At 63.8% G+C, this 22,197-nt stretch carries 19 protein-coding genes; 12 read left to right on the top strand and 7 right to left on the bottom strand.

Translation table 11 applies throughout. From position 1 onward, the window contains the following. Nucleotides 1-26 precede the first annotated feature (26 nt). Nucleotides 27-257, top strand: a complete 231-nt coding sequence (locus tag A8V01_RS24730) for a hypothetical protein (protein ID WP_103098920.1) — start codon at nt 27-29, stop codon at nt 255-257. 32 nt (nt 258-289) lie between these two features. Here A8V01_RS24730 and A8V01_RS24735 read toward each other — a convergent pair whose 3' ends face one another. Beyond that, on the bottom strand, nt 290-634 hold the full coding sequence (locus A8V01_RS24735; RefSeq protein ID WP_103098921.1) for a winged helix-turn-helix transcriptional regulator: 345 nt from the start codon (nt 632-634) through the stop codon (nt 290-292). Between the two features lie 122 nt (nt 635-756). Between A8V01_RS24735 and A8V01_RS24740 the strand changes: the two genes are divergently transcribed. Beyond that, nucleotides 757-1,170: a nuclear transport factor 2 family protein gene (locus A8V01_RS24740; protein WP_103098922.1), complete on the top strand. Its 414-nt coding sequence runs from the start codon at nt 757-759 to the stop codon at nt 1,168-1,170. A 28-nt stretch (nt 1,171-1,198) separates the two neighbouring features. Here the strand turns inward: A8V01_RS24740 and A8V01_RS24745 are convergent, their stop codons facing one another. Together A8V01_RS24745 and A8V01_RS24750 are read right to left on the bottom strand one after the other, a co-directional pair. Further along, entirely contained in the window at nt 1,199-1,816 is a 618-nt protein-coding gene (locus tag A8V01_RS24745) for a DUF1826 domain-containing protein (protein WP_170066057.1), read from the bottom strand. Beyond that, nucleotides 1,813-3,057: a GTP-binding protein gene (locus tag A8V01_RS24750; protein WP_103098924.1), complete on the bottom strand. Its 1,245-nt coding sequence runs from the start codon at nt 3,055-3,057 to the stop codon at nt 1,813-1,815. The genes A8V01_RS24745 and A8V01_RS24750 overlap by 4 nt, the downstream gene beginning before the upstream one ends. A 73-nt stretch (nt 3,058-3,130) precedes the next feature. Here A8V01_RS24750 and A8V01_RS24755 point away from each other — a divergent pair, with 73 nt between their 5' ends. Next, on the top strand, nt 3,131-3,538 hold the full coding sequence (locus A8V01_RS24755; protein ID WP_245892811.1) for a MerC domain-containing protein: 408 nt from the start codon (nt 3,131-3,133) through the stop codon (nt 3,536-3,538). A gap of 55 nt (nt 3,539-3,593) precedes the next feature. Here A8V01_RS24755 and A8V01_RS24760 read toward each other — a convergent pair whose 3' ends face one another. Together A8V01_RS24760 and A8V01_RS24765 are read right to left on the bottom strand one after the other, a co-directional pair. After that, the gene (locus A8V01_RS24760; protein ID WP_103098925.1) at nt 3,594-4,487 is read right to left on the bottom strand and encodes an NAD(P)/FAD-dependent oxidoreductase; all 894 of its coding nucleotides are present in this window, start codon (nt 4,485-4,487) and stop codon (nt 3,594-3,596) included. Continuing rightward, nucleotides 4,477-4,941, bottom strand: a complete 465-nt coding sequence (locus tag A8V01_RS24765; protein ID WP_103098926.1) for an Rrf2 family transcriptional regulator — start codon at nt 4,939-4,941, stop codon at nt 4,477-4,479. The genes A8V01_RS24760 and A8V01_RS24765 overlap by 11 nt, the downstream gene beginning before the upstream one ends. Nucleotides 4,942-5,112: 171 nt before the next feature. Between A8V01_RS24765 and A8V01_RS24770 the strand changes: the two genes are divergently transcribed. The 4 genes from A8V01_RS24770 to A8V01_RS24785 are packed head-to-tail and all read left to right on the top strand — an operon-like array spanning nt 5,113 to nt 11,755. After that, on the top strand, nt 5,113-7,083 hold the full coding sequence (locus A8V01_RS24770; RefSeq protein WP_170066058.1) for a TonB-dependent receptor domain-containing protein: 1,971 nt from the start codon (nt 5,113-5,115) through the stop codon (nt 7,081-7,083). Nucleotides 7,084-7,087: 4 nt separating this feature from the next. Beyond that, nucleotides 7,088-10,990: a cobaltochelatase subunit CobN gene (gene cobN / locus A8V01_RS24775; RefSeq protein ID WP_103098928.1), complete on the top strand. Its 3,903-nt coding sequence runs from the start codon at nt 7,088-7,090 to the stop codon at nt 10,988-10,990. Beyond that, nucleotides 10,977-11,450 carry a MotA/TolQ/ExbB proton channel family protein gene (locus A8V01_RS24780; RefSeq protein ID WP_103098929.1) on the top strand — a complete coding sequence of 158 codons (474 nt, stop codon included), beginning with the start codon at nt 10,977-10,979 and terminating at the stop codon, nt 11,448-11,450. The genes cobN and A8V01_RS24780 overlap by 14 nt, the downstream gene beginning before the upstream one ends. Then, a complete protein-coding gene (locus A8V01_RS24785; protein WP_103098930.1) occupies nt 11,450-11,755 on the top strand; it encodes a DUF2149 domain-containing protein in 306 nt (101 codons plus the stop codon). Before A8V01_RS24780 ends, A8V01_RS24785 begins: the two co-directional genes overlap by 1 nt. A 94-nt stretch (nt 11,756-11,849) precedes the next feature. Here the strand turns inward: A8V01_RS24785 and A8V01_RS24790 are convergent, their stop codons facing one another. Next, nucleotides 11,850-14,639, bottom strand: coding sequence for a TonB-dependent receptor plug domain-containing protein (locus A8V01_RS24790; protein WP_103098931.1), 2,790 nt, complete (start codon nt 14,637-14,639; stop codon nt 11,850-11,852). Nucleotides 14,640-14,860: 221 nt separating this feature from the next. Here A8V01_RS24790 and A8V01_RS24795 point away from each other — a divergent pair, with 221 nt between their 5' ends. The 5 genes from A8V01_RS24795 to A8V01_RS24815 all read left to right on the top strand — a co-directional run bounded on the left by A8V01_RS24795 (nt 14,861) and on the right by A8V01_RS24815 (nt 20,851). Further along, the gene (locus tag A8V01_RS24795; protein WP_103098932.1) at nt 14,861-15,805 is read left to right on the top strand and encodes a helix-turn-helix domain-containing protein; all 945 of its coding nucleotides are present in this window, start codon (nt 14,861-14,863) and stop codon (nt 15,803-15,805) included. A 101-nt stretch (nt 15,806-15,906) separates the two neighbouring features. Next, nucleotides 15,907-16,311 (top strand): hypothetical protein, encoded by a 405-nt coding sequence (locus tag A8V01_RS24800; RefSeq protein ID WP_146037383.1) that lies wholly within the window; start codon nt 15,907-15,909, stop codon nt 16,309-16,311. A 37-nt stretch (nt 16,312-16,348) separates the two neighbouring features. After that, the gene (locus A8V01_RS24805; protein WP_211295160.1) at nt 16,349-18,190 is read left to right on the top strand and encodes an ABC transporter ATP-binding protein; all 1,842 of its coding nucleotides are present in this window, start codon (nt 16,349-16,351) and stop codon (nt 18,188-18,190) included. Beyond that, a complete protein-coding gene (locus A8V01_RS24810) occupies nt 18,187-20,019 on the top strand; it encodes an ABC transporter ATP-binding protein (protein WP_103098934.1) in 1,833 nt (610 codons plus the stop codon). The genes A8V01_RS24805 and A8V01_RS24810 overlap by 4 nt, the downstream gene beginning before the upstream one ends. Nucleotide 20,020: 1 nt before the next feature. Beyond that, a complete protein-coding gene (locus A8V01_RS24815) occupies nt 20,021-20,851 on the top strand; it encodes a class I SAM-dependent methyltransferase (protein WP_170066059.1) in 831 nt (276 codons plus the stop codon). A gap of 73 nt (nt 20,852-20,924) precedes the next feature. Here A8V01_RS24815 and A8V01_RS24820 read toward each other — a convergent pair whose 3' ends face one another. Next, nucleotides 20,925-22,097, bottom strand: coding sequence for an ROK family transcriptional regulator (locus A8V01_RS24820; RefSeq protein WP_103098936.1), 1,173 nt, complete (start codon nt 22,095-22,097; stop codon nt 20,925-20,927). Nucleotides 22,098-22,197 lie beyond the last annotated feature (100 nt).

Genomic DNA, 22,197 nt, shown 5'->3' on the forward strand with positions numbered 1-22,197 from the left:
CCGGCGACAACGGCTAAGCGGTGTATATGACGGCATCCGAACTCGAAAATCTGCTTGTAGCTCGCCTTGTCCGGGAAAAAGGCGGCACCTCTCAGACATGGCGCCGGGCGCTTGGCAAGATCATCGTGCGAGACGTGAAGACACATCCTCATTGCAACTGGGATTTCAGGCTTAGCGGTACTGATGCGCAGCATGCTGCGATCGAGCGCGTGCTTGATGACGTGCGACTTGAACATTCAATCGTGGCAGTTGGCTGAGCGCCCGCATCGGTGACAGCCGCCGCGCGAATTCAGCCTGATGCTGCGGCCAGCGTTGCCGCCACATGCGCGCGATTTTGCGTCCCCCATTCGCAAAGGGGCTGCAGGGCCTCCACCAAGGTCTTGCCAAAAGGCGTCAGCGCGTAATCGACCATCGGCGGCACACGCTGGTGGTCACGGCGGATGAGTACGTCCATCGCGACGAGTTCGCGCAACTGCTGGATGAGAACTTTCTCGCTGATGCCCGCCACACGCTGTTTCACCTGGGAAAAGCGGGTCGGACCATCCTGGATGTGATAGAGGATCAAGGGCTTCCACTTGCCTCCGATCACCTTCAACGAAACGTCGAGACCGCAAGGGCCATCCGTTGTGTCCATGGGCAATTTCCTACTTACCTTTAGGTAGGTACTGCCATAATTGTAACTTGGTGTCTATCTGGAGTGCCCGGCGTCGCCCATGGCGGAGTGATGCCTGCCTCTCGCAACGAAGGACACTGGGGATGACGCAGAATATTCAGACTATCGAAAAGCTCTATGCCGCAGCTGAAGGCGCCAGTCTGGACCTTGCCGGCTTCCTGTCCTGTTTTGCGCCGGACGGCTATGCGCGCAATGTCCCTGCCGGGATCGATTTTCGCGGAGAAGACATCGCACTGGTCGCAAGTGGAATGGCTGAAGCCTTTCCGGACGTACATCGGGAAATCCTGCATGTCGATGCGACCGACAATCTTGTCGTCGTCGAACTGGCCATTCGCGGAGAGCATCGCGGCACCTTGATGACGTCGGCCGGTCCAGTGCCCGCCACCGGCAAGCGTATCGACGTGCCGTGCTGCGACGTGTTCCATATGAAAGAAGGCAAGGTTACCGCATTTCATTGCTATAACGCGGCCAATATTCTGCAGGAACAACTCGGCTAGATCGCCATGGTAGGGCTGGTGGCGAACGTCAGGTTTCCGCAGTACGCGTCGGGGATGGCAGATCGAGCACCAGAAGGAGGCGCGCGACGCCGGTTCCTGCGATCGGGGGCGAGCGGTGAAGGATTGCAGGAGTTTCAGCCCAGATCCGTCCTTTGAATATTCCGACGTCGCCGGCTCGCAGGTGGTTGATCGGCTCCTCGGGCCCGGCCTCTGCCTCGATCCATTGTGTGCCGGGCTCAGTCAGCGGCATCAGCAGGCGGGCCCTGACGTTGTCCATGTGGAACTTGCGGCAGGCATCGGTTTCGACGATCTCAAGCCGCATCCGGATGGACTTGGTTTGCATGATCCGGGCGTACCTAAGGGCGAGGGCGGTGATCTCATGGCCCAGCGCGGAATGCGGACCCTCGGGATAGCCTGCTTGCAGCAATTTCGCAGGCAATGTGCAGGCCAAGCTTTCCACGGGCAGGGTCTCCTGCACGTCGTCGATCCCATCGTAATCTAGGCTGTCGAGCCAATCGAGGTCACGCGGTCGGGCGCGCTGCCACACGGCAAGATGAACATGACTGTCACGGATGCGGCCAAGTACGGCGGCATCTTCATCCGCGATCCACGCGGCGCGGGTGCGTTCGAGCGTCGTGATGTTCACTCTGCCGCCTCCAGCTGTTCGCCCCAGGCGGGGAACGGGTCGCGCAGACCCTGCCACCGGGCGGGGACGAAGGTGTCGACCGGCAGCAGGCATGCGTCCAGCCGGGTGCGGATGCGGGCCTCGTCCATGCCGATGCCGATGAACACCAGCTCCTGCCGTCGGTCGCCCCAGATCTGGTCCCAGTGCCGGGCGACGAACTTCTCGAAGCGATCGTCTTCGGGCCACTGGTTCTTGGGGATGCTGCCCCACCAGCGCCCCATGCGCGAGGTCATGGTCTGTGCGCCCGCGACGGCCAGTTCGCCGACCCAGTCGGGCCGCGTCGCCAGCCAGAAATGCCCCTTGGCACGAACCACTGCATCAAGCCCGTCGCCAGTCAAGAAGGCATGGAATAGCGCAGGATCGAAGGGGCGCCGGGCGCGGTAGACGAAGCTTTCGATCCCGTACTCCTCGGTCTCCGGTACGTGCCTAGCATAGCCATAGAGTTCCTTGGCCCAGAGCGGGTTTTGCGCCGCCTTCTCCTCGTCGAACAGGCCGGTATCAAGGATCGCATTGAGCGGGACGCGGCCCTGATCGCAGGTCAGGATACGCGCATCGGCGTTGAGGCTGGCCACAAGCTTCCTGACCACCGCCAACTGCTCCGCAGTGACCGAGGAGGCCTTGTTGACGATCACGACGTCGGCAAACTCGATCTGCTCGACCAGCAGGCCGACAAGGCTGCGCGTGTCATCCTCACCCAAAGCCTCACCGCGATCGGCAAGGAAGTCCTGGCTGGAATAGTCTTTCAGCAGGTTGATCGCGTCGACCACGGTGACCATCGTGTCGAGGCGGGCGACATCGCCAAGCGACAGGCCGGCCTCGTCGCGAAACGAGAAGGTGCTGGCGACGGGCAGCGGCTCGGAAATGCCGGTGCTCTCGATCACCAGATAATCGAAACGGCCCGCGTCGGCGAGCGCGCGGACCTCCTGCAAAAGATCATCGCGCAGGGTGCAGCAGATGCAGCCATTGGTCATCTCGACCAGCGTTTCTTCGGATCGCGCCAGCGCCGCATCGCCGCCGCGGACAAGGTCGGCGTCGATGTTCACTTCGGACATGTCGTTGACGATGACCGCCACGCGCCGCCCTTCGCGATTGGCGAGGATATGGTTGAGCAGCGTCGTCTTGCCCGCGCCGAGAAAGCCGGACAGGACAGTGACGGGCAGCTTCCCGCTATTTGCGGGCGAGGGAGTGCGAGAGAGTGTCATGGAGCCTCTTGCGTTCAATGATACGGTATATCATTACAATGCAGCAGGGCAGATGGAAAGGCTTATGTTGAAAATGGATTCCCGACCCGCCGTGGGCAACTGGCTCGACGGCGCCGCGACTTGCGCCTCCGCCGCGTGCCTCATTCACTGCCTCGTGCTGCCGCTGATCATCGCCGCATTGCCCAGCCTTGCCGGAAGCATCGATCCGGGAGAGCGCTTTCATGCGCTCGTTCTGGCTTTCGCGATTCCCACCAGCGCATTGGCACTTGTTCCGGGCTGGCGCGCAAGTGGGGCAGCCGGGCCGCTGTCCTGTGGACTGGTGGGGCTTGTGCTTCTCGCGATCGGTGTCGCCATCGAGGGCAGCGAGGTAGTGGAGACTTCAATGACCGTCGTGGGCAGCCTGTGTCTGGCAGGGGCGCACTTCGCCAACTGGCGGCTGCGGCGGGCACAATGCCTTGGAGGGGACGGCTGCCCTTGCTGACGGGCGGCACCCGGCATGTCAGGCCGGGTGCTGCGCTATATCCGGTAGGGCTGGTTCAGCCAAAGACCATGGCGCGATGGGCAGAGGTTCCGGCGGTAACCCCATCGGCAACGGCCCAACTGACACTATGCGGTGCGCGCGCGATGTCGCCCGCGGCATAGATGCCCGGCACACTGGTCATCTTTTCCCCATCGGTGCGGATGACCGGGCCCATCGGCGTTTCGTCGATGGCGAGGTCCAGTTGATCCGCCAGCGGACTGGAAAGACACGATCGCGGCGCAATGTAGAGCGCATCGATGGCTGCGCGTCGTCCGTCGTCGAGGCGGATGGAAGACAGCGATGTGCCTTGCCCTTCAAGTGCTGCCACCCGACCGGCTTCGACCTTGATCTTGCGTTCGGCGAGCTTTTGCGCGGCTTCCGGTTCAAGTTCGGCACCGTCAAGGTAGAGCGTCACAGGCCCCCATTCGGCAACGATAAGCGCCTGATGGACGGACATTTCGGTACGATATAGTACGCCCAACTGCCGGTCGCTGAACTCTATGCCGTGGCAATAGGGGCAATGAAGGACCGTCTGACCCCAACGCTCCTGCAGGCCCGGAATCTCGGGAAGTTCGTCTCTAAGCCCGAATGCGAGGATGATCTTGCCCGCGCGCAATATGCGCCCGCTTGCCATGGTCACGGCAAAACCGGCATTCTCGCGGCTGGCCGCGACCGCTTCGTCCTGAAGAAGCGCTGCGGTGGGGTAAGCGTCCAGCTGCTTGCGCGCGGCGGCCAGGATCTCCAGCGGATTGCTGCCGTCCTGGCCCAGAAAGCCGTGAGACGCCTTTGCGAACCGATTGCGCGGTCGGCGGGTATCGACGACGCAGACCTTGCGGCGAGCGCGTGCAAGGTAAGTGGCGGCGGCCAGACCGGCAAAGCCGCCGCCGATGACGATGGCATCATGATCCATGTTCGTTCTCCAGAGTAGGAAGGGCAGTGCGCCCAGACATGCGGGCGTGGAAATCGGCACTGAGATCGGCCAGCGTCACTTCGCCGAAGCGTTGCAACAAGATGGCCTCGGCGGCATCGAACGCCTGGCCCAGCGCCGCATTGACCGCCTGTTCGACAAGGCAGCCGGGGGCATCGGTCCTGTTGCCCATGGCAAGGATCTCCGGCTCTCCCAGTGCGTGATAGATGTCGCGCAAGGTCGTGCGGGAAAAGTCGCAGGCAATCGTCCAGCCACCGCCATGCCCCTTCTGCGAGCGAAGGAACCCCTGTTCGCGCAGCCCTGCCATGATCCGGCGGATCACGACCGGGTTCGTTGCCATCGCCGCAGCCAAAGCTTCGGAGGTGTGTGGGCCGGGCTGTTCGGCCATGTGCAGCAGCACATGGAGAACACCGGAAAGGCGGCTGTCTCGTTTCATGTAATAATATATGTTACGTGATTATCCCGGCGTCAAGAGCTGGCCGGTTGATGTGTCTAAATATGATGATATAACATCACTCGAATCGCTGCCGTCCTGTACGGATCAGACGGCTGGTGCGCGATGTCATCGCGGCCGTTCGGCGATGTGGGCCGCATATTCGGGGGTTTGATGAAGAAGCTGGTTATTGCAGCGGCTCTGCCGCTGGCCGTTGTCGTGCATGGTGCGCAGGCAGCGGAGCAGGATGATTCCGCGACGATCAGGAACGAGCGCCGCGCTGCCGTTTCCGGCCGCGAGATCGTGGTGACGGCGACGCGCACGCAGCAGGAGATCGCGCAGGCGCCGGCATCGATGTCGGTGGTGACCGGCCCTGAATTGCGCCGCCGTCCGGTGCAGGATCTTGCCGAGGCGCTGGAGAACGAGCCGGGCCTTACCATCAATGGCGTCGGCATGACCCGGCGCGGCATCTCGATCCGTGGCATGTCGAACGAGCACCTGCTGACGCTGGTGGACGGACGCCGCATCACCGATTCCTCGGCCAACATGGCGCACGTCGATTTCGATCTTGGTTGGGTGCCCAGCATTGCGATCGACCGCATTGAAGTGGTGCGCGGCCCCCTTTCGGCGCTTTACGGTTCCGAGGCGCTGGCAGGCGTAGTCAATGTCATCACGCGCCGCCCGGAAACGCGGCTGGAGGCGAGCGCGCTGGCGCTGCAGGGCTTCCGCGATGGCAAGGGCGGCGATACCTCTCAGCTTTCGGCCATGGTCGGCGGGCCGATCATCGAGGACACGCTGGGTGTCGTGGCCTGGGGCGAGTACCGCCGGCGCAGCCGCACGACGAGCGAGGCCGACCCTCTCCAGAGCGAACTGGAGGCGCGCGAGGCGCTGAGCGGCAGCGTCATCGCCTGGTGGAAGCCGGCGCCGGGCCACCGCATCGAGATCGGTCAGGCCGTCAGCGATGATGATCGCGCGCGCGATACCGTCACCACAGGCACTGTCCCGGTCTATTACGAGTATCAGGACCATGTCACCCGCGCGCAGACGCACGGCAGCTATACCGGCACTTTCGATTGGGGCGAAGTGCAGGCCCGCGTCTATCGATCGGTGCTGGAGCGCGATAACGAGCGCGACCGGAACCAGACGCCGACCCAACCGACCCGCGCAGTCGATTTCGTGGCCGATGCGCGCGTGACGCTCAATGCGTTCGCGGGCAACAAGCTGACGCTGGGCGCCGAACATCGCAATGAGTTCCTGCGTGATTCCACCATCAACACCGCAGGTGAAGACAGCGTCAATCATGACGCGCTGTTCGTGCAGGACGAATGGAGCTTTGGGGGGCTGGGTTCGCTGACCGTCGGCAGCCGCTTCGATCATCACCCGGCCTATGGCTGGCAGACCAGCCCGCGCGCTTACCTGACGCTTACGCCGGTCGAGGGGCTCGTGCTGCGCGGCGGTGCGGGCAAGGCGTTCAAGGCACCGAGCCTCAAGCAGCTGTCGCTGGGCTACATCACCGTTGCAGCGGGCGGGCGGTTCATCATTACCGGCAACCCGGATCTCAAGCCCGAAACCAACACCGCCTATGAACTGGGCGCGGCCTATTACGGGAAGGGCTGGCATCTTGGCGCGACGCTGTTCCAGAACGACCTCAAGGGGCTTGTCCAGACGATCTGCGTGGAAAGCTGCAGCATTCGCGGGCAGGAACGGCGCGCCTATGTCAACGTCGACAAGGCCCGCATCCGCGGGGTCGAACTGAGCGGGGAATGGATGCCGTTGGAAAGCCTGTCGCTTTCGGCAAGCTACACTTACGTCGATCCGCAGGATATCTCGAACGATCAGTCGCTGGCCGAACGGCCCAACCACAGCGCCAAATGGAAAGTGGCCTGGGATTTCCTGCCTGGCAGTACGGTCAACCTGCGTGGCCGCTATATCGGCAGGCAAACGATCTACAGCGGCACCACCGCGATCCGGCTTGACGGCTATGACTTGTGGTCGGCCGACGTCAGCCACGACCTGACCGAGCGCGTCACGCTGAAGGCCGGTGTCGATAACGTGTTCAGGAAGCGGCTCGCGGAAACCTCGGCGCTTTATACTTATGCCGAGCCGGGACGGGTGTTCTTCGTCGGTCTTGGCGCGAACTTTTGATCCGATGCAGCGCTGGTTGACCCTGCTGCTGGCTCTGCTGGCGCTTGTTCCTTCTCCATCGGATGCAGCGGATGTGCCGCCTCCGACCGTGCGTATCTTGAGCACCGGCTTCGTGCTGCCTGCCAAGTTCGCCCGTCTCGCGCAGTGGGCCGAGGCGGAGGGCTATCGCCTCGAATGGCGCTATGTCGACGATGGCACCGATAGTGCGAAGGTGGCTGCGGCAGGCGCGGACCTCATCGTCATCGACGCTCCGCGTCCGAGCGACCGGGCGGCCGTCGAGAAAACGCTGGGGCCGCTGGCCGACCTGCAAGGCGCATGGATTGCGGTGGGCGGCGGCCCTCCTGCATCGGGCGGGCTGCCGCAGGGCGCTGCCCGGCGCCTGATCGGCTATTATGCAGGGGGTGGCGAGGCAAACCTCAGGGGCTTCGTGAAGGCGGTTCCTCTGGCGTTGGCGGGTGACGATCTGTCTGCGTTGCCGCCGCCGCAGCCTTTGCCTGCTGGTGGGCTCTACCATCCGCAGGCCCCGTCAGTCTTCGCCGATGCAGGTGCCTTCGCCGCATGGAACACGCCGCGAGGAACGCGCCCCGTGGTCGCCTTCGCCATTTCCGAGGGGCAGATCCGCGACATGCAGACAAGCGTGATCGACGCACTTGCCCGCAGTGCCGAGGCGCGAGGACTGGCGCCGGCGTTCTTCTGGTACGACGAGCGCGATCCGCAGGCGCTGACCAAAGTCCTGCGCCCGCTTGATGCGCAAGTGCTGGTGAACCTCACTCACATGCAGGACGGTGATGCGCGCAAGGCCGAGTTCGAGTCATTGGGCATCCCTGTGCTGCAGGGCCTTGTCGATCGCGCGATGACGCCGGGGCAATGGCGCGCAGCCTCCTCCGGCATCTCGGGGGCGAGCGCGGCTGTGATGCTGACCGGGCCGGAAAGCTGGGGCATCTCCGACCCCCTCGTCATCGGCGCGGTCGAGAACGGCGAGCCGGTGCCGATCCCCGAACAGATCGAACTGATGACGGCGAAGCTGGCGCGGCTGGTGGCGCTGCGCCACGCCCCGGCATCGGACAAGCATATCGCGCTGTTCTTCTGGAACTACCCTGTGGGTGAGCGCAACCTTGCTGCCTCCAACCTCAACCTGCCGCTCAGCCTTGCGAAAATGTCGCGCGATCTGGCGGCGGCGGGATACGATGTGAAGCCCGGCGAGGAGGCTGACCTGATTGCTGCCGGACAGGCGATGCTGGGCGGGCTCTATCACCCCGAGAAGCTGGCTGAGCTTGCCGCGCGCGGTCTTGCCGATCGCCTGCCGCTTGCGCAGTACAAGGCGTGGTTGGCAACGTTGCCGCAGGCGCAGCAGGCGGCGATCATGCAGCATTGGGGGCGGCCCGAGGACAGCCCTGCGCTTGGGAACGGGGCGTTCCTCATCCCGCGCCTTGCGCTGGGCAAGCTGTCAGTCCTGCCGCAACCGCCGCGCGGGGGTGATCCGGCCAGGGCCTATCACGATACCAAGGTTCCGCCCGACCACCGCTACCTTGCGACCTATCTGTGGGTGCGCACGCGCGGGCAGGCGGATGCGATCGTCCATTTCGGGACGCATGGCACGCAGGAGTGGACGCCCGGCAAGGATCGGGGCCTCTGGTCGGGGGACTACCCGATGCTGCTGGTGGGCGACATTCCGGTGTTCTACCCGTACATCCAGGACAACGTGGCCGAAGCGATCCAGGCGCGTCGGCGGGGCAGGGCGGTGACCGTCAGCCACCAGACACCCGCCTTCGCGCCGTCCGGCCTCTATGACGAATTGCGCGACATTCACGCGCTGATCCACCAGTACGCCCAGCTTGACGCAGGGCCGGTGCGTGAGCGCGTGGGACGCGAGATCGTGGCGCGGGCAACAGCTGCGCATTTCGATGCAGACCTTGGCTGGGACAAGGCACGGATCGCGCGCGATTTCGACGGCTATTATACCGCGTTGCATGACCGGCTGCATCAGATCGCCCGCGCGTCGGTTCCGCTGGGGCTGCATACTTTCGGCGAACCGGCGCAGGAGCAGCAGCGCCTGTCGACGGTGATGCAGCAGCTCGGCCCGGACTATCTCAAGGCGCTTGGACTGGACCCCGCAGAAGCCTTTGCCGAGGATTTCACCCAGATCGCCCGGACAGAGCCCTACCGCGTCCTCCATCGCTACCTGCGCGAGCGGGAAGATCCTGCGACCATCACCGATCCGGTCCTTCGCGCGCAAGTGGACAAGGCCCTCGTCTATGACCGCAACCTCGCCGCGCCGGGCGAGACCGAGGCGCTGCTGACCGGCCTTGCAGGAGGCTTCGTGCGCGCAGGGGCGGGCGGCGATCCCGTGCGTGAGCCCGACGTGCCCAGCGGGCGCAACCTCTATGCCTTCGATGCGCAGAAAGTGCCGACGCCTGCCGCTTATGCCGAAGGGGGCAGGGCGCTTGACCGGCTTGTCGCGGCCTATCGCGACAAGCACGGCGGGGCATGGCCGCGCAAGCTGGCGTTCTCGATGTTTTCGGGCGAGACGATCCGCACGCTCGGTATCGGGGAGGGGCAGATCCTGCAGGCGCTTGGCCTGCGTCCGGTCTGGGGACGCGGCGGCAGGGTGGAGCGGCTGGAGATCGTACCTGCGCAAGAACTCGGCCGCCCGCGCATCGACGTGCTGGTGCAGCCAACCAGCGTCTATCGCGATCAGTTCGATGTCTTCATGCGCCTGCTGGCAGATGGCATAGACCGGGTTGCCGCGCTCGACGAAAACACAGGCCCGGCCGCGAATGCGCGCGCCCTCGAACAGCGGCTGATCGCTTCCGGCATTGCGGCGGATCGTGCCCGAGAACTGGCACGGCTGCGCATCTTCACCAATGCACCGGGCGATTACGGTACGGGCCTTCCCGACCGCGTGGTCGCCGACGGGAAGGGAAGCTGGAAGGACGAGGCAGAACTTGCCGAACCCTACATCGCCCGCCTTGGCCATGCCTACGGTGCGCGGGACTGGGGCCTGTCGCTGGAGGGTACGAACCTTTTCGCCGAACAGCTGAAGGACGTCGATGCGGCAGTGCTGATGCGTTCGTCGAACGTCCACGGCCTGCTGTCCACCGATCACCCCTTCGAGCACCTTGGCGGTCTGTCACTGGCGGTCCGGGCGGTTTCAGGACGCACGCCCGACCTTTTCGTCACCGATATGCGCGGGAACGAGGCACGGGTGACGAGTGCGGGCGGTTACATTTCCGAGGAACTGCGCGCGCGCTACCTCAATCCGCAATGGATCGGGGCGATGCAGCGTGAGGGCTATGCCGGGGCCAATGCCATGGCCGGTATCGTCAACAACCTGTGGGGCTGGCAAGTGACTGATCCCGCCAGCGTGCGCGCTGACCAGTGGCAGGCGATGCACGACACATATGTGGCCGACAGTCGCAAGCTGGGGTTGTCCCGTTTCTTCGCGCAGGTTCATCCCGGCGCGCAGTTGCAGATGGTCGATCGCATGCTGGAGGCCGTTTCGCGTGGATACTGGCAGACCGATGCCGCCACCCGCGCGTCGCTGGCCCGGCGCCGCGCCGAACTGGCACAAGCCGTTGCAGAAGCGGACAAGGCCGCGCGACAACGGCTGGAAGGCGCAGGCTTTGGTCTTTCGGGCAGTCCTGCAACGTCGCTGGCCGCAAGCCCCGTTGCGCGTGCCGCACGCCCGCAACCGCAGGCCGAAAAGGCGGCACCCATGCCCCCGATGCCACCCGTGGGCCGCGTGCTGGAACGCCAGCGGCCCAGCCCGATGCCGGAACAGCCTCATCTTCGCGGACAATTGCCGGCGCTGCTTCTTATCCTGACCCTTTTCCTTGCCGGTGCGGTGCTTGAAGCCATGGCCCGCCGTGCCGCCCTCTCGCGAAAGATCCTCAATGCCAGAGCTTGAAGCCACTCTATACGATGCCTCGCGATTGTTCCTCGTGCCGGTCATGGTGCTGATCTTGCTGGCACTTGCTTACGCCATCGTCAGCCTGGGCAGCTTCGCCTTCGAAGCCGCTGTGCGCGGAACGGGCCGAGGCAGTCGCCCCCTCCATGCCTATCGTGCGCGCACCGGCGGTGCCAGCGAGGATCTGGAGCTGCAGATCATGCGCCGTCTCGAATGGCTGCGCATCGTATCGCGCAGCGCGCCGATGCTGGGGCTGGTGGCGACGATGATCCCGATGGGGCCGGCGCTGCTGGCGCTGGGCAACAATGATGGCGCGGCAGTGGGCAAGAACCTTGTCGTCGCGTTTTCCTCGGTGATCCTGGCGCTGGTGGCAGCATCGATCAGCTTTTTCGTCTATACTATCCGGCGCCGATGGCTGCTGGAGGAACTGCGCGAGCTAGAGACGGAAGGAGCCGCCTGATGCGCTTCCTCGAAGATGACGAGGCGGATGATCCGATCCTCTCGGTGGTCAATCTGGTGGACCTGTTCCTGGTGATCTGCGCGATCCTGATGGTGCTGATCGCGCGCAATCCGCTCAACCCGTTCCAGTCCAAAGATGTGATCGTCATCGAGAATCCGGGCAAGGACGACATGACGATTACCGTCAAGAACGGCGAGAAGCTTGAGCGCTACACCTCCACCAGCAGGATGGGCAAGGGCGGCGGGATCAAGGCAGGGGTTACCTATCGTCTGCCGGATGGAAATCTCGTTTACGTGCCGGAATAGAGATCGCGAAATCGCGCCGTGCATCGTTCGCTCAATTCGCAGACCGCAACGACAAGCAAGGGCATCCTGTCAGGGTATGCCCTTGCCATCATGACTAGAAACGCAATTCCAGGTTCGCCTTGAGCATGCGCCCGGGATAGAAATTGTAGCCGAACGTGGTGGGCTGCGCGTCCATCCGGTTGGTGACGTTCGCGGCGTAGACACCCAGCTTGATGCTGTCGTTCACCTTGTAGTTCGCGAAAAGGTCGAACTTCATGACCGACGGGAACAGGTTTGCGACCAGCCAGCCATCGCCGTCGGGAAGCGGTGCGGTGGAATTGAGGCGGTTGTTGTTCGTCTGCATGACCTCGATGTAACGGTACACGGCACGCTGGCGACCGCGATAGTGCGCGGCGCCGCCCAGTTCCAGCTTGTCGCCCATCGGCGTAAGCGTTGCGGTAAGACTGCCGGTGATGGGCTGGATCAGGCCCGTCTGCATCCAGTTCCAGCTTGAGTAGCACAGCTTCCTGCCATGCCCGAGTTCGGTGTAGATGGTGTTGCTGGTGGCGTCGTCATAAGTCGACAGATAGGCCTTGCCGCTGGGGGAGTGCCAACTGCAGATATTGTTATCATGTCGCAGCGGGATCGTCAGGTTGCCGCGCAGGTTGAACAGCGGCTGCCGGTAATCGAGGTTCAGTTCGAACCCCTGCCGGATGTATGGCGTCAGGCTGTTGACGTTGGCGATCCCGCCTGCCGATGGCGACAGCAGATGCGCGCCGGTATCGGCATCGCCGTAAGGATCACTCGTGAGCGAGTTGCGCGAGATGATCGGCCCATAAGTGATATAGTCACTGATCCGGTTGCGATAGAACAGCACACCCAGCTTCAGCCGGTCCGATGCTGCGAACAGGCCCGATTTCGTATAATCGACACCCAGTTGCAGTGACAGGTTGGCTTCGGGCCTGAGGTCCGGGTTCGCGGTGAAGGTCGTCATGTTGTAGACGCCCGCCATGTACATCTCGTTGCTGGTCGGCGCGCGCTCTGCGTAGTTGAGCTTGGCGTATCCTGTCAGCCCGCTGCCTTGCGGAGTGTATTGCACCGCAAGGTGAGCGGACTTCAGGTTGAAGCGGTGATGCTCGTTCCCGGAGGTATAGAATGAATTGCCTGAGTTCGGGATGATATAGAACTGATCGGCGTAGCCTTCGAGATCCGCCGAGGCCATCTGCCGCGCCACGCTCGTCGAATAGCCCAGCGATCGGTAATAGGTGCGCAGTTCTATCAGCTTGGCCGAGTAATCGTTGACGCCAGCCTTTGCATGGTTGCCCGTGACGTAGCGCGGTTCGTAGACGCTCATCCGCACATGCTGCCAGCCCACACCCGCGTTGGCCTGAAACGGGCCGCTGCCTTCGGTGCTGAAGGACAGCGCGGCGGCAAACGTGTCGTTGCGGGATTCCGGATCCCACTTGGGGATGGGATAATCGATGCCGAAGCTGGCCATGTACTGCGCGTAGTATTCCTGCTCGGAAAGGCTGTCGACGGTCTTGTCCATGCGGCGCAGATCGACGCCGAAGTCCATGCGCATCGGCCCGGCGAACGGCATGGTGAAGTGCGCGGAGTTGTCCAGTCTCAGTCCGTAGGACCGGTTGGTGACATCGTAATGCAGCGGCTTGTTGGCCGAGATCGAGCCGGGCAGCGCCAGCCAGTTCTGGCGCCGGTTCTGGTCTTCGTAATAGACCTGCGCCTGCGGGTTCAGCCAATCGGAGAAGGCGCCCGAGTATTTCAGGCTGGCGATCGTGTTCTTCATGCGCGTGCGCACGGACCACGGGTCGTCCCGCCAGTAAGCGGGATCGCCGACAGTGCCCCCGTCCCATTCGCCCGGCACCAGGACGACCGGTGCCTGCTCGGTATAATAGCGTGCGCCACTATGGACGGCGAACAGGTCGATCTTCTGGTCGTGATCGTCGCCAAAGTCGTAGCGCAGGCGCAGTTCGCCTGAATATGTGCGCTTGCGCGTGCCTTCCAGCGCGCTCGATTTGGCGGCCTGCTTCAGGTACTTCGCCTGCTCGACGCTGAGCTGGCAGTTCTCGAAGCCACCCATGGAACTGCCCAGGATCGGGATGATGGCCTGATAGCGGCACGTTCCTTCGGGCACGCCGCCCGCACCATCGGCGAAAGTCAGGTTGTTGGCGTGGAAATTGCGCATCATTGCATCGGTGTCGAAACCGCTGCCGACGCGGTAGTCCTTATTGTCCGAATAGGCGCCGCCCACCAGCCATTCGAAGCCACCGTGACGGCCCGCAAGGAACGCCGAGCCTGACGGCCGCTGGCCGTTACCGATGTGCCCGATCCCGGTAGAGGCGCGCGCAAGGGCGCCGATGCTGCGACCGGGTTTCAGCACATCGTCCACGTCCATGTAGCGAAAGTTCACCGATGCGCCGAGGCCCCCGATCGCTCCGGTGCCGGTGGACCCGCCGCGCGTCACATCGATGCCGGCGAGCATCATCGGATCGACGAAGATCGACCCGGTCTGCGCGATATTGGCGCTGAAGGCGCTGAAACCCTGGCTGATCCCTTCGATCTGCTGAGTGATGCGGTTCTGCCCCTCGATCCCCTGGACGCCCACGGCCACGTCCGCACGCGAATAGAGGCTGTTGATGTGCAGGCCCGAGATGCTCTCGATCAGGTCGGCCATGTTGCCGGCATCGCGGCGCTGGATCGCTTTGGCGCCAAGGTCCACCTGCTCGTCCTTGTCACGCAGGCCAGTGACGGTGATCGCCTTTTCGCCGTCATCCTTGTGCGGCCGGTCTTGCGCGAATGCCGCCACGGGCACGAGCGCGGTGGAGGCCAGCAGCAGTGCTGCGGCCAGGGGCGAAGTCCGGCATTCCCGGAAACGCGGGCGGTACATTCTCAACATCTCCTGCACACACAAAAGTGATTGCCCCCGATCACCTGCATATCCGTTGAGTGCTAACCGACTGGTTTGATTGGGTTGCACGAAGCGGGAGGTGCCGAGATTGACTCGACAAGGATCGTCGCGTCGCTATAAATGATAGTGATTATCAATTGCAAATCTGCCCGAAGCGGGTTTTTCTCTACCCGCATCGGATCGCCGGGGAGTAAGGCCGCATGTCCGCAACACCGCCATCATCGATCCTGCAAACACCGATTTCCGTGCTGCTGGGCGGCGATGCCGACGTCGGCGCCTGCAGCTTCGCGCGGGTGGAACTGCAACCGGGAATCGATCTGACGGTGTGGGAAGGCGACCTTGCCCAGCCGATCACGTTCGATGTCCACGACGACTGGCACCGCATCAACTTCTCCTGCGCGCTGGCGGGCCGTTCCCAGTTTTCGACGCTCGACCAGCAGCGTAACGAGGCGCACCAGCTTGATGGCGGGATGAGCTGCGTCAGCTTCACCCCCGATGTGCGCGGGCAGGCCAGTTATCGCGGCCGGATTTCGAGCCTGCATGTCTCGATGGACCCGGCAATGCTTGAAGGATTGCTGCCCGACGCGCCTGCGCAGTTGCATCGTCGGCTGGGCGAGGGGCGCTTCTATCGCCAGAACGCCGCCGCCGCCGAGATGAGCGCGACCGCGCAGGCAATGACCCAGGCGATGCAGCGCGCCCGGATGCGGGGAGATACCGCGCTTGCCGGAGCATCGCGGATGTGGATGCTGGGCCAGGCCTTCGTGATGGCCAGCCTGGCGATCGAGGCGGGTTTCGGCGATGAGCGGGCAAGCGCCGACCTCAGCCTCGAAGAGATGCGCAAGCTGCGCCGCGCGCGCGATCTGCTGCTGGCCGATCTGACGCAGGCGCCGACCATCGCGATGCTGGCAGCCGAGACGGGGCTGCCGGTGATGAAGGTCAAGCGCGGCTTTCGCCAGCTGTTCGATGACAGCGTCTACGGCCTGTTCCAACGCGAACGGATGATCGAGGCGCGGCGGCGTCTGGTGGCGGACATGCCGGTGATGCTGGTCGCCAGCGACCTTGGCTATACCAACGCCAGCCACTTTGCGGCAGCCTTCCGCAAGCAGTTCGGTATCGCCCCCTCCGACCTCAAGCGGCGGAAGTGAAGTTCACCGATCCGGGCAACATCCGCACCATCTCGGGTAGAGAGGGGCTGCTGCAAATGATTAGCATCCGCAAACTTTTCCATCCTTCGCGGAGTGCCTTCATGACCCTGTTCGTCGATACCCGGAGCTGGCCGATCGTGCGCCTGACGATGCCCGAACAGGTGCCCGATGCCGAAGCTCAGGCGCATGTCGAACAGTTGCAGGCGGTCTACGCGCTGGACGAGCCGTTCGTGCTGTTCATGGCCGGGGCGGAACTGCCGCGTCATTCGCCCGCGTTCATGCAGGCCTATGGCGCTTGGGCCATGGCCAGCATGGACGTGCAGCGCCGTTTGTGCCGGGGGGCTGTGCGGATCGAGCCCGATGCCGGGCTGCGTGCCGCCTACCGCGAGCGCGCGGCGGCTGCGGCAAGGGCCAATCCGCAGCCTTACGCTTATGCGATCGTCGCTGACGAAGTCGAGGCTGCGGAACTGGCCGGGCGCTGGCTGGCAAGTGCGCCGCAGCCGTGATGACCCGCTCCGTCCTGTCGCAAGGGAGATACCCCCCGTGTCCTTAGCTGAAGCGTCATTGGCCGAAACCACCGAAAGCCTCACTCCTGAAGCCGCGCAGGGGCCGGATTACCTTGCCCCTTTGCGGCTCATGCGCGGGCATCTGGGGGACTCTTCCGCACGGCTGGCTTTCGCGATCGGGCTGGCGACGCTGGGTGTCTTCGCCGAACTCGTGCCGGTCTGGGCGGTCTACCGGCTGGTCGCGGCGGCAGTGGCGGGTACGCTCGACTGGCCGCTGGTGACGACGCACGCCGCGATCGCGGCGCTGGGCGTGATCGTCGGCTTTGCGGCGATGGGGCTGGCGCTGGGCCAGTCGCACCTTGTGGCCTTCGATGTCATCCATCGCGTGCGCCTCGCTGCCGCGCGGCACATGGCGCGCCTGCCGCTGGGCTACTTCGCCGAGCGGCCCAGCGGCGATGCCAAGAAGCAGGTGGTCGACGAGCCCGAGAAGCTGGAAGCCATCGTCGCCCATGGCCTGCCCGAAGGCGTCAGTTCGGTGGCGACATGGCTGGCGGTGTCGATCTGGCTGTTCGCGGTGGACTGGCGCATGGCGCTGGCCGCGATCGTGCTGACGCCGGTGTCCTTCGTGCTGCTGGGCATCGGCATGAAGCGCGGCGGCACTTATGCCACGGCTTATCAGCGCGCCAATGCGCGGATGAACGCGGCGATCGTCGAATATCTGGCGGGGATGCCGGTGGTGAAGGTGTTCAACCGCACCAGAGACAGCTTTGCCGAGACGAGCGCGGCGGCACGTGCCTATGCCGATATCGAGACGCGCTGGGCGCGCGCCTACCTGCCGCTGGGCGGGGCGTTCTACATGCTGGTGATCGCCAATATCGTGGTGATCCTGCCGGTCGGGCTGATGCTGGTGAAGGCCGGGACGCTCGACCTTCCGACGCTGCTGCTGTTCGTGATCCTGGGCGCCAATTACAGCCAGCCGCTGCTCAAGCTGTTCAACCAGTTTCATGGTCTTGCGCATATCGCGATGGGCTCCAGCGCCGTCACCGACCTGCTGGCGCAGGAACCGCAGGCTGACAGCGGCAGGCGGGTGATCCTGCGCAATCACGATGTCGCGTTCGAGAAAGTGCGCTTCGGCTACGGCCAAAACGACGTGCTCCACGGCGTCGGCTTTCTCGCCCGCACCGGCGAGGTGACGGCGCTGGTCGGGCCTTCGGGCTCGGGCAAGAGCACGATCGCCGCGCTCGTCGCGCGGTTCCGGGATGTGCGCGAGGGCAATGTGTCGATCGGCGGGGTGGACGTGCGCGACATGGCCATCGACCAGTTGATGGAGACGGTCGCCTTCGTGTTTCAGGATACCTTCCTGTTCTCCGACACGATCGCCGCCAACATCCGCTTCGGCAACCCCGATGCCAGTGACGATCAGGTGCGCGCAGCGGCCGAGGCGGCGCGTGCGCATGATTTCATCATGGCGCTGGACCACGGCTACGACACGCCGCTGGGCGAGCAGGGCCGCACCCTGTCCGGCGGCGAGCGGCAGCGCATCGCCATCGCCCGCGCCATCCTGAAGGATGCGCCGGTGATCGTGCTCGACGAGGCGACCGCCTTCGCCGATCCCGACAACGAGGCCGCGATCCAGGACGCCATCGCTGCGCTGACGAAAGGGCGCACGCTGATCGTCGTCGCCCATCGCCTGCATACGATCATGGCGGCCGACCAGATCCTGTGCATCGACCGGGGCCATGTGGCCGAGCGCGGCCGCCACCGGCAATTGCTGGAGCAGAACGGCCTCTATGCGCGGCTCTGGGAAGATTACCTCCACGCCCGCAACACGCCCTTGCGGCCCGCAAACGCCGCAACCATCACACAGGAGGCCGTATGACGGGCCAGACCACCATCGCCCCGTCGCAGGACGTGCGCTCCGACGTCGACAGCCTGCGCCGCGTCTGGGCGCTGGCCGGGCTCCAGAGGGGCAAGGGACTGCGCGGCAAAGTGCTGCGTGGCATCCTCTACCGGTTCTTCCAGTCGCTCTCGCTCGGTCTTGCCTTCGGGGCAATGATCTGGGTGGTCATCGACCTTGCCGCCGGGCAGGTGCTCGACTGGGCGCGGATCGGGCAGGTCTGCGCGATCGTCGCGGTATCGCTGATCGGGCAGACGGTGTTCAGCTACCTCTCGGCGATGAACGCCTGGCTCGCCAGCTTCGAACTGGCCAGCGACCTGCGGCTGGCGATCCTCGATCACTTGCGCCGCCTGCCGATGGGGTTCCACCTCGCGCGGCACAAGGGCGATACGGTGACGGTGCTGACCAGCGACATGCAGATGCTGGAGAGCTTCCTGTCGGACGCCCTGCCGCGCATCGCGCAAGCGTTCGGGCTGCCGGTGATCGTGCTTGGCTACCTTGCGTGGCGCGACTGGCCGGTGGCGCTGGCGGCGCTTGTCTCGATCGCGCTGGGCTTGCCGCTTTTCGCATGGACCAGCCGCAGGCTCGCGCTGCTGGGCATCCGGCGACAGGACACGCAGGCCGAAGCGGGCGCACGGATGATCGAATACGTGCAGGGCATGGCCGTGATCCGCGCCTTCAACCGGCTGGCGAAGGGCGAGGAAAGTTTCCGCGCCGCGCTTGCCGATTTTCGCGACATCTCGGTGCGCATGGTGATGCAGTTGACGCTGCCTCTGGTACTGTTCGGTGCCGTTGTGTCCCTCGGTGTGCCGCTCGTGATGCTGGCTGCGGGAGCCAGGAATCTGGACGGCGCGATCGACACGGGCACGTTGGTGACGGCACTGGTTCTGGTCTTTTCGCTGTATTCTCCATTACTTGCGCTGATCTCCGTGATGGAGCTGACGCGCATGGCGGATGCCTCGCTAACCCGGATCGACCGGATCATGACCGCGCAAAGCCCGCCGCTTCCGGTAAGCCCGAAAGAGCCTCAAGGCTTCGCAGTTCGCTTTGAAAACGCAGGATTTTCCTATGTTGCGGGAAAGCCGGTGCTGACCGACATGAGTTTCGCGGTTCCAGAGCGGACGATGACCGCCGTGGTCGGTCCATCGGGGTCGGGAAAAAGCACTGTTCTCAACCTCCTGGCGCGGTTCTGGGATGTCGATGAAGGGCGCATCACCATCGGCGGCGTCGACATCCGGGAGATGAGCGAGGAACGCCTCAACAGCCTGATAACCGTGGTATTTCAGGACGTCTTCCTGTTCACCGGAACGGTCTTCGACAACATCGCCTTCGCCCGCCCCGGCGCCACCCAGGCCGAGGTCGAGGATGCGGCAAAGGCGGCATGTGCCCATGATTTCATCATGCTACTGCCGCAAGGCTACCAGACCCGTATAGACGAAGGCGGCGGTAATCTCTCAGGCGGAGAGCGCCAGCGCATCTCGATCGCCCGCGCTATCCTCAAGGGCGCACCCATCGTCCTGCTCGACGAGGCGACCGCCGCGATCGACCCGACCAACGAGCGCGCGGTGCAGCAGGCCCTTACCAGCCTCGTTGCGGCCAAGACGTTGATCGTCGTCGCGCATAAGCTCGGTACTATCCGTGCTGCAGACCAGATCCTCGTCGTCGGCGAAGGTCGCATTGCCGAAAGTGGCTCGCACGATGCGCTGATGGCAGCGGGCGGGCGTTACAGCAACTTGTGGAATGCCCGCGCTCGTTCGGAAAGTTGGCGGATCGAAGGGCACTCATCAAATCTCGCGACGAGGGCACACTGAGATGGCAGAACATGGTGCAACAACAGGTCTGACCGGCGTGCCGGAGACATTGCTGATAACGCTGGCTGCGCGATTGCTGGCCAGTCGGCGCAATCCGGACCTGCGATTTGCCGATCCCGCCGCTGAAGCAGTCGGCGCAGCGCTCGGTTTCGATCCAGACCGCTTTGCGCACGACAAGGCGAGCATGCGCGGCTGCGTGGTGCGGGGGCAGTGGTTCGACGCAATCGTTCGGCACTTCCTGCTGTCCAATCCGGAAGGTCTGGTCATTTCGATCGGCTCGGGCCTCGATACTCGCGCCAACCGGATAGCACCGCCGCCGGGCGTCGACTGGGTAGACATCGATTTCGCTGAGGTGGTGTCTCTGCGCCGCGCCCATGTTCCGCCATTGGTCAACGTGCGGTCGCTGGCCGGAGACGGCACCGCCGTTTCCGACTGGATCGATGATGTGCCCTGGCATGAAGGTCGCCCGGTGATGACCATCGCGGAGGGCGTCTCGATGTATCTCAAGCCGGAACAAGCGTTCGCCTGGCTTGACGCAATGACGGCACAGGCACGCACGCGCCAATCCTCGATGACGATCGCGCTTGACCTTGCCTCGCCGTTGATGGTCAGCCAGTCACACCGCCATCCAAGCGTGTCGAAGACCGGCGCGGTCTTTTCATGGGGTGTGAAACATCCCGCCGACATAGCGAAGAAGGTGCCATCGCTTGAACTGACCGAAACCTACGATATTGCACGCCAATGTGGATTGCCATCCTACCTGGTCGCATCCGCTTATCGGCTGCTGACGTTCGGACGGCCGATATACAGTTGTGCCGCATTCCGCATGTGAAGGTGCTATATCAAAGCCTCTCGTCGAGGCCGGCTGTTCGCTGCGTCTGGCCGGATGATGATGGGTGTTTCTGTCAGGATTTCTCCAAGGCAAGGGAAGCGGTGCCAAGGCTGTGCCAGTTCTTTTCCTGCCGGGTGAACTTTATCTCGGTCATCTTGAGGATCGTTGGCAGGATTCCGCTGTTCAGCGCGGCCGAAAATGCTTTCTTGATCACCGTGGCAAATCTCATGTCCGGGACGGCGATAAGGATCATGCCCGGATCTGCAATCTTGATGTAGCTCGCCAGCACCTGGCCAAGATGCGCGCCGGCAGTGTCGAAAACGGCGCACGCATCGCTGTCGCCTTCGCATGCCCGGTCGAGAAGCTTGATGAACAGCGCTTCCACTTCGGCCTCGTTACGCGGATCCAGCCGGGATACCTGAGCGCCAAACCCGCGCAAGACCATGCCGTAGATCGAGGCGTAGGTCGTGGCGCAGCCACGCGACCCGCAGTAGCACGGTTCGCCATTCTCGATGTCGCCGGTTTGCACATGCGCAAGTTCGGGGCCGAAGCCGTGCGTGCCGACGCGCGGCAGGCCATCACTGTATGCCGCTGAGTCCAGCGACAATCCCACATTGATCAGCGTGAAGGTATCATGGCCCTGTGCCGCACCGTGCCAATGCTCTGCGCGCGCCTTGTAGGTCGTGCCTTTTTCTATCGTCACGGGCAGGCCGATCCTGTCGCCCACGACGGCGGCAAATGGATATGGGGTGTCCTCGAAAGTCGCCATGAAATGGACAACGCCGTCCACGCTGTCGACGAGCGCCGGAACGCCGATGCCGACGTGCTCGATGCGCCCCTTGGGGAAGCCGCTGGCATCGATCGCCTCGGCGATTGTTTCGGCTACCCGCTCGGCCAGTTCCGCAATCGAACGGGGCCCGGAGAAGGGCAGTTCACTCTCGCTGCAGATGGCGCCGTTCAGATCGACGAACGTGATCAGAAGCGTGTTGAGGGTTGATATGACCGCACCCAGCACCAGCGGGCCTTCACCGGCGATCGTGAGGTAAGTCCGCGGTCTTCCAGAGCGTTTGCCGGTTTCGCGGGCTTCGACGACGTACCCGCGCGCCACGAGTTCCCCGGTCGTCTGCGAGATCGTTCCGGCTGCAAGGCCGGTCAGCCGGGGCAAATCGCTGCGAGACACAGGAGCATGGGCGCGAATTGCCTTGAGCACTTCGAGCCGGTTCGTGCTTGGGCTTCTTCTACGCATTGCAACTGCCAATAGGATGCCGTCTCGGCGATGGGAAGTGCAGAGGTTATTTCACAGCATGAAATAATGTTTGACAGAAGCCGGCGCCCTCTCAACAATC

This window comes from Novosphingobium guangzhouense, from assembly GCF_002896965.1.
Lineage (GTDB): Bacteria > Pseudomonadota > Alphaproteobacteria > Sphingomonadales > Sphingomonadaceae > Novosphingobium > Novosphingobium guangzhouense.

Bases quoted from the DNA above. Each gene is read 5' to 3' on its own strand.
- A8V01_RS24730 (WP_103098920.1), top strand. From the start codon at position 27: ATGACGGCATCCGAACTCGAAAATCTGCTTGTAGCTCGCCTTGTCCGG.
- A8V01_RS24735 (WP_103098921.1), bottom strand. From the start codon at position 634: ATGGACACAACGGATGGCCCTTGCGGTCTCGACGTTTCGTTGAAGGTG.
- A8V01_RS24740 (WP_103098922.1), top strand. From the start codon at position 757: ATGACGCAGAATATTCAGACTATCGAAAAGCTCTATGCCGCAGCTGAA.
- A8V01_RS24750 (WP_103098924.1), bottom strand. From the start codon at position 3,057: ATGACACTCTCTCGCACTCCCTCGCCCGCAAATAGCGGGAAGCTGCCC.
- A8V01_RS24755 (WP_245892811.1), top strand. From the start codon at position 3,131: ATGGATTCCCGACCCGCCGTGGGCAACTGGCTCGACGGCGCCGCGACT.
- A8V01_RS24760 (WP_103098925.1), bottom strand. From the start codon at position 4,487: ATGGATCATGATGCCATCGTCATCGGCGGCGGCTTTGCCGGTCTGGCC.
- A8V01_RS24765 (WP_103098926.1), bottom strand. From the start codon at position 4,941: ATGAAACGAGACAGCCGCCTTTCCGGTGTTCTCCATGTGCTGCTGCAC.
- A8V01_RS24770 (WP_170066058.1), top strand. From the start codon at position 5,113: ATGAAGAAGCTGGTTATTGCAGCGGCTCTGCCGCTGGCCGTTGTCGTG.
- cobN (WP_103098928.1), top strand. From the start codon at position 7,088: ATGCAGCGCTGGTTGACCCTGCTGCTGGCTCTGCTGGCGCTTGTTCCT.
- A8V01_RS24780 (WP_103098929.1), top strand. From the start codon at position 10,977: ATGCCAGAGCTTGAAGCCACTCTATACGATGCCTCGCGATTGTTCCTC.
- A8V01_RS24785 (WP_103098930.1), top strand. From the start codon at position 11,450: ATGCGCTTCCTCGAAGATGACGAGGCGGATGATCCGATCCTCTCGGTG.
- A8V01_RS24790 (WP_103098931.1), bottom strand. From the start codon at position 14,639: ATGTACCGCCCGCGTTTCCGGGAATGCCGGACTTCGCCCCTGGCCGCA.
- A8V01_RS24795 (WP_103098932.1), top strand. From the start codon at position 14,861: ATGTCCGCAACACCGCCATCATCGATCCTGCAAACACCGATTTCCGTG.
- A8V01_RS24800 (WP_146037383.1), top strand. From the start codon at position 15,907: ATGACCCTGTTCGTCGATACCCGGAGCTGGCCGATCGTGCGCCTGACG.
- A8V01_RS24810 (WP_103098934.1), top strand. From the start codon at position 18,187: ATGACGGGCCAGACCACCATCGCCCCGTCGCAGGACGTGCGCTCCGAC.
- A8V01_RS24815 (WP_170066059.1), top strand. From the start codon at position 20,021: ATGGCAGAACATGGTGCAACAACAGGTCTGACCGGCGTGCCGGAGACA.
- A8V01_RS24820 (WP_103098936.1), bottom strand. From the start codon at position 22,097: ATGCGTAGAAGAAGCCCAAGCACGAACCGGCTCGAAGTGCTCAAGGCA.